Here is a 15584-nt window from a genome sequence, read left to right on the forward strand (position 1 = left end):
TGCCCGTCAATATTCAAAAATATTCCAACTTGAACCGCACTGCGGCACTGTGGGCCCCCACCACCAGCGGCAATCCATTACCGACCAGGAAGAATCTGTAGTTGAGTGTCATATCGCCCGTTCTCAACGGAGTCGGCGTCATGCGCTGCCCGGGAATACTTTCTTCGCCAGCAGCGTCCACAATGTGCAAGGCAACGCCCTGCGAGGCGCCAAAGACAGCAAAGGAGAGCCCGGACCTGTCAGTAGGGCCGTCAAATGTCACTCGCATATGTTCCCAATCCGGCAGGGTTTGCCCTGGGCGCAACGGGTCCGGACGAGTCAATGAGCAATTGACCAGACGCAACTGGAAGGGATGGTCTTCCCCACGCGCGTTGCGTAACAGCCGGCCAACCGGCTCCGGCGGCATCTCGATGGTTTGATCGGCATTGCCCAGTTCCAGCCCGCAGGCTGAGTCAACAACCTCTCCCCCTAACAGCACGACCCCTTCGCCCTGCGAAGACACCTGGGCGAAAACGCAGGGGTTGATAAGGGTCGTCAAGGAAGAAGCGAGAGCGAAACGTATGAATGTTTTCACCTGGAACTCCCGTCAGCGTCCCCCGCCACACTGGGTGACGGGGGGGAACTTACTGATAAGCCAAGGTGAAATTGGTGATGGCGCTGAAATCGCCAGGAATGATGGGGGCCGTCGCGGCGCCTTGCACGTAGGCACCGAACTCCAGCGTGTTGTCGCCAGTGGAAATGATCTGCGGGGCGGTAGGAACGCCCAACTGAACCAGGTCGCCGCCGTGGGTCATCATGATGCCCACGCCGCCTGCGCCACCGACCGTACCGATCGCGCCAGGCACAACGCTGGAGGGTGCACCGGTGAATGTGGTGGTCACGGTGTTATCGGTGAGGTCGGATAGATCGCAGCCTTCAAGCTCGATCAATACACGCCGGGCCTCAGACTTGCCACCCGCTTGCAACTGATGCTTTGCAATCGCACCCAGGCGCACGGTCTGGTCGACAGAGTCCGGCTTGATGGAACAAGCGCCCGAGTGGACTGACCCCAAAAACGTGACCGTACCATCTGCCGCCTGAGCAACGGACACCGAGCCCGCCAACAGACCGCCAGCCAACAGCGCAACTTTCATTTTGGTTTTCATTCACAGATTCCCACTTAACAAATGTCATTAAAGGCGCCCGGCAGCCGATAAGTGCAGGGCTGATTTAAACGAGCGGTGTCGCCCGCGCCATTAAGTCGGTTGATCCTGAAGTACTTTTACAACTTTTTGTATTGCTATTCAGGCTCCGCTCAACGCCAGGAAAGTCTCCGCCCTGCACTTTAAAAATGTAAGTCGTATACGTCCTATAACTTAGTAGTCGCAAGGCACTAGGACGCGCAGGAAAACATGGCTGTTTTCCAACAAAAATTAAAATGGCTGAAGGAAATGAACTACACGCCGACCCATATCAAAGCCTCAGCGTGCGAGATATCTTTAAGAAATAGACTACATACACTAAAAATAACCGCAGAGACGGGCCAACACTAACTACCGAGTTAAAAAAGTGGTGCCTTGTTATTACTGAACAGTAGATGCGCAGAGAGGGAGCACGCTCCCCCTCTGTATCGATGCGCCAGGAACCCTCGACGACTAGCGAACGGCTTCGAACAAACCCGTCGCCCCCATGCCGCCGCCCACGCACATGGTGACGATGCCGTAACGCAGGTTGCGTCGCTGCAGCTCACGCACCAGATGCCCGACTTGCCGCGAGCCGGTCATGCCGAAAGGGTGGCCGATGGAGATTGAGCCCCCGTTGACGTTGTACTTGGCATTGTCGATTTCCAGGCGATTGCGCGCATACAGGCACTGGGAAGCGAACGCTTCGTTGAGTTCCCACAGATCAATATCCGCCACTTGCAAGCCACGCGCCTTGAGCAGCTTGGGCACCGAGAACACCGGGCCGATACCCATCTCGTCCGGCTCACAGCCGGCCACGGTAAAACCTCTGAAAAACGCCTTGGGCTTGAGCCCCAGTTCCAGGGCTTTTTCCAGGCTCATCACCAGGGTCATCGACGCGCCGTCGGACAGTTGCGACGAGTTGCCTGCGGTCACCGAACCGCCCTCGGCAAACACTGGCTTGAGACCCTGCAGGCTGGCCAGGGTGGTGTCGGGGCGGTTGCAGTCGTCGCGCTCAACCACGCCGTCGAGAATCTGCACCGCGCCGGTGTTCTTGTCCTCGACTTTGTATTTGACCGCCATAGGCACGATTTCATCGTCAAATAGGCCATCAGCCTGGGCTTGGGCCGTGCGTTGCTGGCTTTGCAGGGCGTATTGATCCTGCTCTTCACGGCTGACGTTGTAGCGACGCGCGACGATTTCGGCGGTCTGGCCCATGGGGAAGTAAATGCCCGGCACCTGCTCTTTCAGCAGCGGGTTGATCAGGTTGTCGGTGTTGACGCTTTTCATGGTCAGGCTGATGGACTCCACGCCACCGGCGACAATGATGTCGCTGCACCCCGAGGCAATCTGGTTGGCCGCGATGGCAATCGCCTGCAAGCCCGACGAGCAGAATCGGTTGAGGGTCATGCCCGCCGTACCAGTACCCAACTGCGACAGCACCGCCACGTTGCGCCCGATGTTGTAGCCCTGTGCGCCCTCGTTGGAGCCGGCACCGACGATGCAATCCTCCACCGTGGCCGGGTCGATGCCGTTGCGGGTCAGCAGCGCATTGACGCAATGGGCCGCCATGTCATCCGGGCGGGTCTGGTTGAACTTGCCGCGAAAGGACTTGGCCAGGCCGGTTCGTACGCTGTCGACGATGACTACTTCACGCATGGGCTACCTCGATCTTGTGGTTATGGGGTATGGATCGAGAATAGATGCAGGCCCCCACAGCCGCGATGATCATTCATCCGGCATATACAAAACCATGGCCGGGCGAGGCGATGGGGCTATTGGGGGAACCGGCTCGTTGTGGTGAACCTGATATCTCTGGTGAACCTGGTCCCTCTGATGAACCTGATCCCTCTGATGAACCAGGTCCCTCTGATGAACCTGATCCCTCTGATGAACCTGATCCCTGTGGTGAACCTGCTCCCTGTGGTGAACCTGCTCCCTGTGGTGAACCTGCTCCCTGTGGTGAACCTGCTCCCTGTGGTGAGCAGGCTTGCCCTGCGCTGGGGCGCGAAGCGGCCCCAATCCAGTCGACGCGTTTTTTCAGACAAAACTGATCGGCAGTGTTGGGGCTGCTTCGCAACCCGGCGCAGGGCAAGCCTGCTCACTACAAAAACGTTATTTCTTTTTCTTCTTATCGTGCTTGTCGGTTTTGTCGAACGCCTCCTCCAACGCCCGGTTGATCGTGCGCAGCACCTTGACCCGCGCCCAGCGCTTGTCATTGGCCTCCACCAGGGTCCAGGCCGAGATTTCGGTGCTGGTACGGTCCACCATATCGCCCACCGCAGCACGGTAGTCGTCCCATTTGTCGCGGTTGCGCCAGTCGTCTTCGGTGATTTTGAAGCGTTTGAACGGGATTTCCTCGCGGGCCTGGAAACGCTCCAGCTGGGTGTCCTTATCAATGGCGAGCCAGAACTTGACCACGATCACCCCCGCATCGCGCAGTTGCTCTTCGAAGTCATTGATCTCGCCATAGGCCCGCATCCAGTCTGCCGTGCTGCAAAAGCCTTCGACGCGTTCCACCAGCACGCGGCCGTACCAGGAGCGGTCGAACACGGTGAACATGCCGCGCGCCGGGATCTTCTGCCAGAACCGCCACAGGTAAGGCTGGGCGCGTTCGTCTTCAGTGGGCGCAGCTATCGGCACGATGTGGTACTGGCGCGGGTCCAGCGCCGCGGCCACCCGACGGATCGCACCGCCCTTGCCCGCTGCATCATTGCCTTCGAAGACGCTGATCAACGCGTGCTTGCGCATGCGTTTGTCGCGCATCAGGCCAGAGAACCGTGCCTGCTCGGTGATCAGCTGTTCTTCGTAGTCGTCCTTGTCCAGGCGCAGGGACAGGTCGAGGCTGTCCAGCAGGTTTTTCTGGTCAACCGAAGGGATCAGGGGTGCGGGGTTCATCCCGCTGGCCTTGCCTTTGGCCTGCTTGAGCGCATTTTGCAGGCCATCCAGAAGGATCTTGCCCACGGTCAGGCTGCGGTAATGCGCGTCCACACCTTCGATCACATGCCAAGGCGCATAGTCGCGGCTGGTACGGCGCAGAATGCGTTCGCCGAAGTGCACGAACTTGTCGTAGGTCTCGGACTGCTGCCAGTCCAGCGGGCTGATGCGCCAGCTGTGCAGCGGGTCGTCGGCCAGGGCCTTGAGCCGCGCTTTCATCTGTTTCTTGGACAGGTGGAACCAGAACTTGAAGATCAGCGCACCTTCGTCGCAGAGCATTTTCTCCAGGCGCTCGGCGCCGGCGATGGCCTGGTCGAGCCGTGCGTCCTTGATCTGCCCGTGCACGCGGCCTTGCAGCATCTGGCTGTACCAGTTGCCGAAGAAGATGCCCATGCGCCCCTTGGCCGGCAGCTGGCGCCAGTAGCGCCAGGCCGGTGGTCGGGCCAGTTCTTCGTCGGTCTGCTGGTCGAAGGTGCGCACTTCGATCAGGCGCGGGTCCATCCATTCATTGAGCAACTTGACGGTCTCGCCCTTGCCCGCGCCTTCCACGCCGTTGATCAGGATGATCACCGGGAAGCGTTTCTGCTGTTGCAGCTCGTACTGCACTTCCAGCAAGGCCTCGCGCAGGGCCGGCACTTCGGCCTCAAAGGTGTCTTTGTCGATGGCGTGACCGATTTCGGCGGATTCGAACATGGGCAGCTCCGTTTCAAGATGGCTCAAGACTAGCGGATTGGGCCGCAACACGCGGGAGGAAATTGCACACGCGCTTGCCATGGGTCAATTCAATGGCGGTTGATCAGCTAGAATGGCCGCCTTGTCTTCTTCGAGCCGCCCATGAACCCCGTATCCCACGCCCAGCTCGACTGGGATGACCAAGGCCGCCCGCACTCGCGGGTCTTCGACGATGTGTACTTCTCCGACAAGTCGGGCCTGGAAGAAACCCGCTACGTGTTTCTCGAACAGAACCGTCTGCAGGCGCGTTTTGCCGACCTGCCCGAGGGCGCGTGCTTTGTGATCGGCGAGACCGGCTTCGGCACCGGGTTGAATTTCCTCTGCGCGTGGCAGTTGTTCAATGAGCACGCACCGGCCAGCGCCCGGCTGCATTTTGTCAGCGTTGAAAAATACCCGCTCAGCCCCGCCGACCTGACCCGCGCCTTGTCCCTGTGGCCGCAGCTCAAGGCCCTGGCCGAGCCACTGCTGGCGCAGTACATCGCGATTCATCAAGGTTTCCAGCGCCTGGTGCTGGACAGCGGGCGCGTCACCCTGACCCTGTTGATCGGCGACGCCCTGGAGCAATTGCCGCAGCTGGATGCCCAGGTCGACGCGTGGTTTCTCGACGGTTTCGCCCCGGCGAAAAACCCCGACATGTGGACCGCCGAGCTGTTCGCTGAGCTTGCCCGGCTGGCGGCACCCGGTTCAACCATCAGCACGTTCACCAGCACCGGCTGGGTCAGGCGTCTGATCAATGCCGCCGGCTTCAAGATGAAACGCACCCCCGGCATCGGCCACAAATGGGAAGTGCTGCGCGGCGAGTTCCTCGGCTGGCCGGACGACGTGCCACCTCCCGCCGCCATCAAGCCCTGGTTTGCCCGCCCGCCCGTGCACACGGGCGAGCGCCGCGCCATGGTCATCGGCGGCGGGCTGGCCGGTTGCGCCAGTGCCGCCAGCCTCGCGGCGCGGGGTTGGCAGGTCAGCCTGCTGGAACGTCACGCAGGGCTCGCTCAGGAGGCTTCCGGCAATCCGCAGGGCGTGCTCTATCTCAAGCTGTCGGCCCATGGCACGGCCTTGTCGCAGATGATTGTCAGCGGATTCGGCCACACCCGGCGCCTGCTGCAACACTTGCAACGCGGTGTGGAGTGGGACGGCTGCGGCGTGCTGCAACTGGCCTTCAATGCCAAGGAGGCCGAGCGCCAGGCGCAGCTGGCCCAGGCGTTCGCGCCGGAACTGTTGCATCTGCTGGATAAAGACCAGGCCCAGATTCAGGCCGGCGTTACCTTGGCCACGGGCGGGATGTTTTTCCCCGAGGGTGGCTGGGTTCATCCGCCGGCACTCTGCCAGTGGCAGGCGCAGCAACCTGGGGTTCAGGTGCTGGCCCACCATGAGGTGCTTGAACTGCGCAAAGTCGATGGCCACTGGCAGGCCTGGGAAGGCCAGACGCTGCTGGCCAGCGCGCCGGTGGTGGTGCTCGCCGGCGCTACGGAGGTCAAGCGCTTTGCCGCCTGCGCCGAGCTGCCGCTCAAGCGCATCCGTGGGCAGATCACCCGCTTGCCGCAAACCGCCGCCAGCGCCGCGCTGGCCACGGTGGTGTGTGCCGAAGGCTATGTGGCGCCCGCACGCCTGGGGGAACATACCCTCGGAGCCAGTTTCGACTTCAAGAGCGATGACCTGGCCCCAACGCCCGCCGAACACGCCAGCAACCTGGCCTTGCTGCAGGAGATCTCCACCGACCTGACGCAACGCCTGCACGCTGACACGCTCGTCCCGGAGACGCTGGACGGTCGCGCCGCATTCCGCTGCACCAGCCCCGACTACCTGCCGATTGTCGGCCCGTTGGCGGATCACCCAGCCTTTGCTCACACCTTTGACGCGCTGCGCAAAGACGCGCGCCATGTGCCGCAGACGCCTTGCCCGTGGCTGCAAGGCCTTTACGTCAACAGCGGCCACGGCTCCCGTGGGTTGATCACCGCGCCGCTGTCCGGCGAACTCTTGGCGGCCTGGCTGGATAACGAGCCCCTGCCCCTGCCGCGAAGCGTGGCCGAGGCCTGTCACCCCAATCGATTCGCCGTTCGGTCGTTGATTCGAAGCAACGCGGCCAAACCCGAGCAAGGTTGATCAGGCATCCTTAACCAATGGGGAGCGCACACACCTGGGGCGTTTCATCGAGTTTCAGCGCTTCGAGGGTCAAGCGCTCAATTTCGGCTTTTTCCGCCAGCCCTTGTTCGCGCAGTATTTCGTTCATCTGATCACGGTAATCAACGTCGTCAAGGGTCAGGCTCTGGTCGAAGACCGTTTGCATGCGCTGGTCAAACGGCTCATTCAAGGCGTCGAAGGAAGCGCTGGAGGTGCGTTTCAAATAACGCGTCCAAAACGGTAATTCCATCAAAAACTTTATAAGCCTGGGAGACAATTCATCCGCTTTGACTTTAAGTTCGGCGGTGTTCAGCGCCGCTTGCGAAACCCCGGCCAAACGGGAAAAGCGCATGTGCCGGGGTTGCCCCGGCAAATAGAATTTGTCGACCAGCCCCGTTCGGTACGCCAGGCTGACTTCCAACGGATCGGCAGTGGGATGCTCCGTACTGTGGGTTTGCGCCATGCGCTCCAACCGGTCCAGACGGAACAGACCTCGACCCAGCCTCAACAGTGACTGGGCCGTCACGTGGCCGCCTTCGACCTGTTGCGCCGCCTCGTGAATTTCGACCAATACCTCCAGGTTACTGAAGCTCGTGGCGGCAGCATCGTCGCAATTCAAAGGTGTCGCTGCGCGCTCAAACACCTCCTCACGCAACTCCGCATGGGCACTCGCAGCCTCCAGCACCCGCCAGACCCGGTGTTCAAGGTCCTCACGCACATGGGTGGAGTCCGCCGTCCCCCCCAACTCCGCCAGCAGCTTGAACAAACCATCAGATCCCGGTTCATCCCGCAGCCCTGACCACGTCGTGCTCCGTTGGGAGTAGTGGGCAAGCCACTCATCCGCCAGCCACAACTCCCGGGCTTTCTGCTCATTCAGACGGGCAATGTCGTCCTCCAGGAACCCCATGCCCACGCCTACGTTGTTGCGATAGTCGCGCAACAATTGACGACTGCGCAGGCCCAGCGGGTTATGGCGCAGATTAATCACCTCGGCGCGCGTGCGTGGCGCGCTGAACAGCCAATCCGGCAGCTCAAGCAGATCATTTTCACGAAGATCGACATGCTCCAGATAGGGCAGGCGCAACAAGCCGACGGGCACGTTTCTCAACCGGCAATTTCGCAACGCCAGGGTGCGCAGATCAAACATTTTGCTGATCGCAGGCGGATCTATCAGAGGGTTGTTGTTCAGATTGAGCAATGTAAGGCCAGTCAGGCCGGCCAGTTTTACACGGGTGTGCTCCGTCAGTTGCAAGCGATTGCTGTCCAGGTACACACGCTTGAGTTCCGGCATCCGCGACAGCACCTCAGGCAGCCGCGTGAGCTGATTGTCGGAGAGTTCCAGCGTGCGCAATTGCTTGAAGTGCTTGAGGAAGTACGCCACATCATCATCAAGCCCCATATGATTCAACGACAAGCGCTGGACATGATCAAAGTTGACCCCTGGCGGCAAGGTCGGCAGTGAGCCCAAGGCCATGCCATCAAGCATCAGGCCGGGCACCTTTTCCCCCAACTCATCGGGCAGCAACGAGGCGTGCTGCCAACTGCTCTCGATTGCCTGCACCGCTTGCAGGCGACTGAGTCGATAGTCCGCCGACGTATAACCCGCCGGCGTCGACGCAACCCTTTCCCTGGCCCACCGGCCCAATGCTCGACGCAATTGCTCAAACTGTTCTTTAAGCGCCTTGACCGCTCTGGCGCGAGACAAGTGATCGGTTCCCAGCGCTTGGAGGAATGTCGCGATGCGCTGATCGTTGAACGACGGGTAGAGTTTGCGCACCTTGCGCACCAGGCCCCTGGGAAACCGGGCCGGTTCCCCAGGCCAGGACTGAATACAGGATGCTGGCATTTCCTTGGGCTCGGCACGTTCGGGCCAGACGAAACGCGAGAGTTGCCTTCGCTGCTTCTGCGCCTGCTCGGTAAGCCGATAACGCAACTGACTCGCGCTTTGCACGTCCATACCGGCCAAATCAACAGGGAGCAACGCATCGACGAGGGCCTGATACAGCCCCTCACGCCCATTGCTACGTATCCCCAGCGGCGCCCCCGTCTCATCGAACGCCTGGAAGTCTGCGCCCACTTTGACCAGGGTACGCGATGCCGTGGCCGTATCGCTGCCGACCTGGCCCAGCAGCCGTCCTGTGGGCGACCCGTCGCGCAATTGCAGCCTCAGGTCAGCCGGCCACCCCTCAAGGCCAGGGGCCAAGCCGAGCACCATGCGGCGTGTCGCATCGTTAGCCAACTCCGGCAGGTACAAGCCGATCAACGCTTGGTCCTCGACCAATGTATCCAGGGCCTCGCGCGCCTGCTGAGCCAGCCGCAGAGGCACCCGCCCGGTCTGGCGCAACCGCCAGCGATTGGCGGCCGATGCCTGACCTACAACCTCCCTTGACACGCCCAGAGGCAACTGCGGGGAATGGCCCTTGAGCAACCCATGATCGGTCTGATCGATAACATCGCCGTTTTGGTAAAGCGCCTCATAGACCTGTCGATGGCGTTGCTGCAGCGATGCCATCAATCGTTGCTTGAGCACGCCGTGCTCCGCGCCGGACTCAACAGCTCCCCCCAGCAACATCGCCTTCTCCTCGTGATCAAGCGCGGCCAGCGTGGTTGACATCACCTCGCCGTCCTTCAGTTGTTGCTCGGTGAGGTGGATGCTCAAGTCTTCATAGTCAAACGGCGCCGTATCGGGGTGACGCTCAAGCACATACCCTTCAGGGTCCAGCACCTCGAAAAAGCGCCCTTTGGGCCATCCCTCCATAAAGGGCAAGGCCATCATCTGGACCTTTGCGGTAGTGGGATCAAGCGGCGCATCGTGTTCCATTTGCCAGCGCAGATCACGCACCTCCTGGTTGTATTCAAAGCGCAACGCGCATTCATGAAATCGCTCGGACAGCGGGCGGTTCTGCCTCGCCAGTTGTTGCAAGCGCGCCAGGGTCATGTCGGTGATGGCGGCAATATCCTGCAGGTGCCCCTCTGGCAACGAGGCCAGGCTGGGGTCCAATCGCTGCAAGATATAGTTGGGGTTATCCCATTCTTCAGGGCGTTCGAACGCAAACTGCCACCCGCCCTGGCCGTTGTGCTGCAACGAGGGTCGGTAGGCAGTGTCGCGTTTCGGGTGACGGGCTCGCCAACGACCGATCCGCTCATCGTAGGCAATCGAGTAAACGCCGCCATCGATCTTGACGTATGACTGGCCATTGGCCTGATACACCCCTTTTGGGCTGGCAACCTTGCCTTCCAGCGTCAACGGCTGTCGATACGGTGTACTGCTTCTACGCCACAAGCGCACCGCGTCATCCGACGGACTGACAGCCTCCACGCCTTCAAAAAAATCGGGAGCCCTGCTGAGTACCCGCCTGGCCACCCCGCCTACCACTTTGACCCCAGTGGCGAACAGCGCCATGGACGCGATGCTTTGCGCCACGTTAATCAGGTGTTCAAGGGCGTGGGCGTTGTCGCGATGTTTCCAGTCTTCCACGCCCTCAAACACCTCACCCAACAACTCGCCAACGGCCACGCCCATCATCAACTGCCCCAACGCCGGCACCACCAGCCCGGCGACATTCAACAGCGTCAAACCGATATTCAGGTAGCGCTGCAGACGCTGCTTACGCGCGTCTTCGTCGACGTCCGCAACCGGTACTGCCAGCTCCCTGGCATCCAACTGCAGTTTTCCGACACAACTGTTGAAAAAGAATGTGGTCAGGCTGGTGAGCACCGGCAAGGGATCCATTTGATCCAGGTTTTTGTCTTTATCGAACTGCTCAAAAAAACTAAACCGTTCGGACTCATCCAAATAAGCGGCGAATGCGCTGCGATAGCTGGCGACTTCGAGTCTGGAGGTCAAGTAGGTGCTGAAATCGTGCAGCGTCGAGTACTCGAAGAGCGGACGCAGCGGATCTTTGGGCATGTACACCACCAACGGACCTTGGACAAAGTCGGTCTGTGAGTTACCGCAAAACACCAACACACTCCATACACACGCGCCACGAATTTTCAGGCCATGCCATACCAGCGGCCGCCCATTGAACAACAGTTCGTTGAGTTGACTGGCTGCCAGGCCGGTGTTGATGGCCTTGAGTAACAGACCGTACGTCGATTCCGCGATGTCGCCCTTGGCGCAGGCGATGTGCAAATCAACTTTCATATCACTGCAGCGCGATTGGCCAATATCGGAGACTGCCGGGTTGTAACCTCGCAAAGCCTCCATGGGCGCTTCATCGGGGCCCGGCAGGTTGAAGTGCTCACGCAAATGCGCCTGGTAGGCTTCGCCCACATCCAGCTCCCGGCAATAACCAATGAACTCATGGGCCTTGGGACTTGCCAGCACCTCCCCTTTGGCACCCTGGCGGATCACGGCTCCTTGCGGCAGACCATCAGGTTCGGCGCGGGATGCGGGAAAGTTCTGCATGGCCGCCTGCAGCAAGCTGTGGTGCTCCACGGTCTGCGTTTCGATAATCCTGCCGCCCAAGAAAGGACTTATGCCGCTGATGGTGCGCCAGGGAATTTCCAGCAGGTCATGGTCGAGGTCCAAAGAGCCAAGGCCCTTGGCCGCTAAATACGCCTTGAGCTTTTCGCGGCAAAATTCGTCGAGCGGTTTGATCTGCTTCAGCAGCCGCAAAGCACGCTCGCGTGGGAACTGACTATCGCGATAATCGTCTTCCAGGGCTTTCAAAACCTCAGGTTTGGCTTTGATCAGCCAAGGCGGCAGCGTTGCCTGGAGCACCATGGCTTTATCCAGGTCGCCGGTTATCTCCAACAGCGCGCCGAGCAGTTGGTCCTGCGTCAACGGGTGGGTGACTTGCGCCAGTGAGTGTTGCTGTGTCATCAGCAGGGGTCCTTATTGAGTCGAATGGGCTCGAACAATAGGTCCGGTATCACGGCCAAAGGCGGTATAAAAAGCCGCTGGTTGTACGCTTGCTCCAAGGCCTTTCAAGGGCTGCGGCCATCTGCCTTATAACAGATTGATCTAAAACTCCGCGCATCCACCCCGGTCAGTTTCTGGGTACCCGCCGTTTTGGCGCTTGGTACTTCTTCCCTCCCCAACGGAAAAACCGGTAAGGACTTTATGTGCGGATTAGCTGGAGAACTGCGTTTCGATCACCAACCTGCCGACCTGGCAGCCGTGGAGCGAATCACCCATCACCTGGCGCCACGCGGACCTGACGCGTGGGGTTTCCAGGCTCAAGGGCCGATTGCCCTGGGCCATCGACGCCTGAAAATCATGGACCTGTCGGACGGCTCCGCCCAACCGATGGTCGACGCCCAATTGGGCCTGTCCCTGGCCTTCAACGGTGCGATCTACAACTTCCCGGAACTGCGTGAAGAGCTTGAAGCCCTGGGCTACGCCTTCTATTCCGGCGGCGACACCGAAGTGCTGCTCAAGGGCTACCACGCCTGGGGCGAAGCGCTGCTGCCCAAGCTCAATGGCATGTTTGCCTTCGCCATCTGGGAACGCGACGCCAAGCGCCTGTTCATCGCCCGTGACCGCCTGGGCGTGAAGCCTCTGTATCTGTCGCGCACCGGCCAGCGCCTGCGCTTTGCCTCAAGCTTGCCGGCGCTGCTCAAGGGCGGCGATATCAACCCGATCCTCGATCCGGTGGCGCTCAATCACTACCTGAACTTCCATGCTGTGGTGCCTGCGCCGCGCACCCTGCTGGCGGGGATCGAAAAACTGCCGCCAGCGACCTGGATGCGCATCGACGCCGACGGCAAGACTGAACAGAAAACCTGGTGGACCCTGCCCTACGGCCCGCGTGAGGACGAAAAAAACCTCACCCTGCAAGACTGGACCGACCGCGTGCTCGACAGTACCCGCGACGCCGTGGCGATCCGCCAACGGGCGGCGGTGGATGTGGGCGTGCTGCTTTCCGGCGGCGTTGATTCGAGCATGCTCGTCGGCCTGCTGCGGGAAGTCGGCGTACAGGATCTATCGACCTTTTCCATCGGTTTTGAAGACGCCGGCGGCGAAGCGGGCAATGAGTTCCAGTACTCGGACCTGATCGCCAGGCATTACGGCACCCGTCACCACCAACTGCGCATCGCCGAAAGCGAGATCATCGAACAACTCCCCGCCGCGTTCCGCGCCATGAGCGAACCGATGGTCAGCCACGACTGCATCGCCTTCTACCTGCTGTCGCGGGAAGTCGCCAAGCATTGCAAAGTGGTGCAAAGCGGCCAGGGCGCCGATGAGCTGTTCGCCGGTTACCACTGGTACCCGCACGTCGATGGCGCCAGCGATCCGTATGCGGCGTACCGCGAGGCGTTTTTCGACCGCAGCTACGACGACTACGCCGCCACCGTCGCGCCCAAGTGGCTGACCGCCAATGACGCCGCTGGCGACTTCGTGCGCGAGCATTTTGCGATGCCCGGCGCCGATGCAGCGGTGGACAAGGCCTTGCGCCTGGACAGCACCGTGATGCTGGTGGACGACCCGGTCAAGCGCGTCGACAACATGACCATGGCCTGGGGCCTGGAAGCGCGCACGCCGTTCCTCGACTACCGCCTGGTGGAACTCTCGGCCCGCGTGCCAGGCCAGTTCAAGTTGCCCGACGGCGGCAAGCAGGTACTCAAGGAAGCGGCGCGCCGCGTGATCCCGAGCGAAGTCATCGACCGCAAGAAAGGCTACTTCCCGGTGCCCGGCCTCAAGCATTTGCAAGGCGACACCTTGAACTGGGTGCGTGAACTGTTGCTGGACCCGAGCCAGGATCGTGGCCTGTTCAACCCGGCCATGCTTGATCGCCTGCTGACCGACCCGCAAGGCCAATTGACCCCGTTGCGCGGCTCCAAGCTGTGGCAATTGGCGGCGCTGAACCTGTGGCTCAGCGAACAAGGAATCTGATTGATGAAACCCCACGCAGCGGCTTATAGCCAACGCTTGCTCAAGGGCCAGGCGCCGACCTACGAGCGCCTGCAAGCCCGACTGGCCGAAGATGGCAGCCCCCTGGCCGCCGAACCGATTGCGGTGCATTGCGGCTGGGGCCGGTTGTTGATCGGGCATACCTTTCCTGATCCAGCAAGCTTGGCGCAGGCGTTGCTCCACGAGCAGCCCGGTGAGCGCGACATCGCCCTGTATGTGGCCGCGCCCCAGCAGATTCTCGGGATCGATCCGCAGCAGTTGTTCCTCGATCCGTCCGACACCCTGCGCCTGTGGTTTACCGACTACCGCCCGGCTACGCGGGTATTTCGCGGCTTTCGTATCCGCCGGGTGCAAACCGAAGCTGACTGGCTGGCCGTGAACCAGCTGTATCAGGGACGCGGCATGTTGCCCGTCGACGCCGAGCGCCTCACGCCACGCCATCAAGGTGGCCCGGTGTACTGGCTGGCGGAGGATGAAGACAGCGGCGCGGTGATCGGCAGCGTCATGGGCCTCAATCACCAGAAAGCCTTTCACGATCCGGAGAACGGTTGCAGCCTGTGGTGCCTGGCGGTCGACCCGCAATGCACGCGGCCCGGCGTCGGCGAAGTGCTGGTGCGCCACTTGGTGGAGCACTTTATGAGCCGGGGCCTGAGCTACCTGGACCTGTCGGTGCTGCACGACAACCGTCAGGCCAAGAGCCTCTACGCCAAGCTCGGTTTTCGGGCGTTGACCACATTTGCGATCAAGCGCAAGAACGGCATCAACCAACCGCTGTTTCTCGGCCCCGGCCCGCAGGCAGGGTTCAATCCCTATGCGCGGATCATTGTCGAAGAAGCCCATCGTCGTGGCATCGATGTGCAGGTGGACGATCCCGACGCGGGCCTGTTCACCCTCAGCCACGGCGGGCGCCGTGTGCGCTGCCGTGAGTCATTGAGCGACCTGACCAGCGCCATCAGCATGACCCTGTGCCAGGACAAGAGCCTGACCCACAAGGTGCTCAAGGCCGCCGGTCTGCAATTGCCGTCGCAGCAACTGGCGGGCAGCGCCGATGACAACCTGGAGTTCCTCGACGAACACCAGCGCATCGTGGTCAAGCCGCTGGACGGCGAACAGGGCCAGGGCGTGGCGGTGGACCTGCACAGCATCGAAGAGGTGCAACAGGCCATCGAAGCGGCGCGCCAATTCGACAGCCGCGTGCTGCTGGAAAGCTTCCACGAAGGCCTGGACCTGCGCATTCTGGTGATCGGCTTCGAAGTGGTCGCCGCCGCGATCCGCCGTCCCGCTGAAGTGATTGGTGACGGCCATCACTCCATTGGTGCGTTGATCGAAGCCCAGAGCCGACGCCGCCAGGCGGCCACGGACGGCGAAAGCAAAATCCCGCTGGACGCCGAAACCGAACGCACCCTGGCCGCCGCCGGCTACGACTACAACAGCATCCTGCCCCCCGGTAAAACCCTGGCCGTGCGCCGCACCGCCAACCTGCACACCGGCGGTTGCCTGGAAGACGTGACTGCGATCCTGCACCCGACCCTCAAGGACGCCGCCGTGCGGGCCGCCCGCGCCCTGGATATTCCCATGGTGGGCCTGGACCTGATGGTGCCCGCCGCCGACCAACCCGAGTACGTGTTTATCGAAGCCAATGAACGGGCCGGCTTGGCCAACCATGAGCCGCAGCCGACTGCGGAAAAGTTTGTGGATCTTCTCTTCCCGCACAGCCAACCGACTGCCCAATGACCTGTGGTGAGCAAGCTCCCTTGCCACACAAGCGCCTTTATCTG

At 61.2% G+C, this 15584-nt stretch carries 8 protein-coding genes; 3 read left to right on the top strand and 5 right to left on the bottom strand.

Annotated elements, in window-relative coordinates; genetic code table 11:
* Window positions 1-13: 13 nt before the first annotated feature.
* From AB3G88_RS18980 to pap, 4 genes are all read right to left on the bottom strand, one after another.
* On the bottom strand, window positions 14-574 hold the full coding sequence (locus tag AB3G88_RS18980; protein ID WP_480451193.1) for a fimbrial protein: 561 nt from the start codon (window positions 572-574) through the stop codon (window positions 14-16).
* Window positions 575-623: 49 nt separating this feature from the next.
* On the bottom strand, window positions 624-1145 hold the full coding sequence (locus AB3G88_RS18985; protein WP_099586340.1) for a fimbrial protein: 522 nt from the start codon (window positions 1143-1145) through the stop codon (window positions 624-626).
* A gap of 489 nt (window positions 1146-1634) precedes the next feature.
* Window positions 1635-2819: a thiolase family protein gene (locus AB3G88_RS18990; RefSeq protein WP_480451195.1), complete on the bottom strand. Its 1185-nt coding sequence runs from the start codon at window positions 2817-2819 to the stop codon at window positions 1635-1637.
* 456 nt (window positions 2820-3275) lie between these two features.
* On the bottom strand, window positions 3276-4790 hold the full coding sequence (pap, locus tag AB3G88_RS18995; RefSeq protein ID WP_400528000.1) for a polyphosphate:AMP phosphotransferase: 1515 nt from the start codon (window positions 4788-4790) through the stop codon (window positions 3276-3278).
* Between the two features lie 141 nt (window positions 4791-4931).
* Between pap and mnmC the strand changes: the two genes are divergently transcribed.
* Window positions 4932-6929 (top strand): bifunctional tRNA (5-methylaminomethyl-2-thiouridine)(34)-methyltransferase MnmC2/FAD-dependent 5-carboxymethylaminomethyl-2-thiouridine(34) oxidoreductase MnmC1, encoded by a 1998-nt coding sequence (mnmC, locus tag AB3G88_RS19000; protein ID WP_480451197.1) that lies wholly within the window; start codon window positions 4932-4934, stop codon window positions 6927-6929.
* Window positions 6930-6939: 10 nt separating this feature from the next.
* Here mnmC and AB3G88_RS19005 read toward each other — a convergent pair whose 3' ends face one another.
* Entirely contained in the window at window positions 6940-11775 is a 4836-nt protein-coding gene (locus tag AB3G88_RS19005; RefSeq protein ID WP_480451199.1) for an NEL-type E3 ubiquitin ligase domain-containing protein, read from the bottom strand.
* Window positions 11776-12015: 240 nt separating this feature from the next.
* On the opposite strand from AB3G88_RS19005, the gene AB3G88_RS19010 reads away from it, so the two are divergent.
* Both AB3G88_RS19010 and ngg read left to right on the top strand, forming a co-directional pair.
* Window positions 12016-13788, top strand: a complete 1773-nt coding sequence (locus AB3G88_RS19010; RefSeq protein ID WP_099586345.1) for an N-acetylglutaminylglutamine amidotransferase — start codon at window positions 12016-12018, stop codon at window positions 13786-13788.
* 3 nt (window positions 13789-13791) lie between these two features.
* Window positions 13792-15540 carry an N-acetylglutaminylglutamine synthetase gene (gene ngg, locus AB3G88_RS19015; protein ID WP_480451202.1) on the top strand — a complete coding sequence of 583 codons (1749 nt, stop codon included), beginning with the start codon at window positions 13792-13794 and terminating at the stop codon, window positions 15538-15540.
* Window positions 15541-15584 lie beyond the last annotated feature (44 nt).

It is taken from the genome of Pseudomonas arvensis (assembly GCF_056688935.1).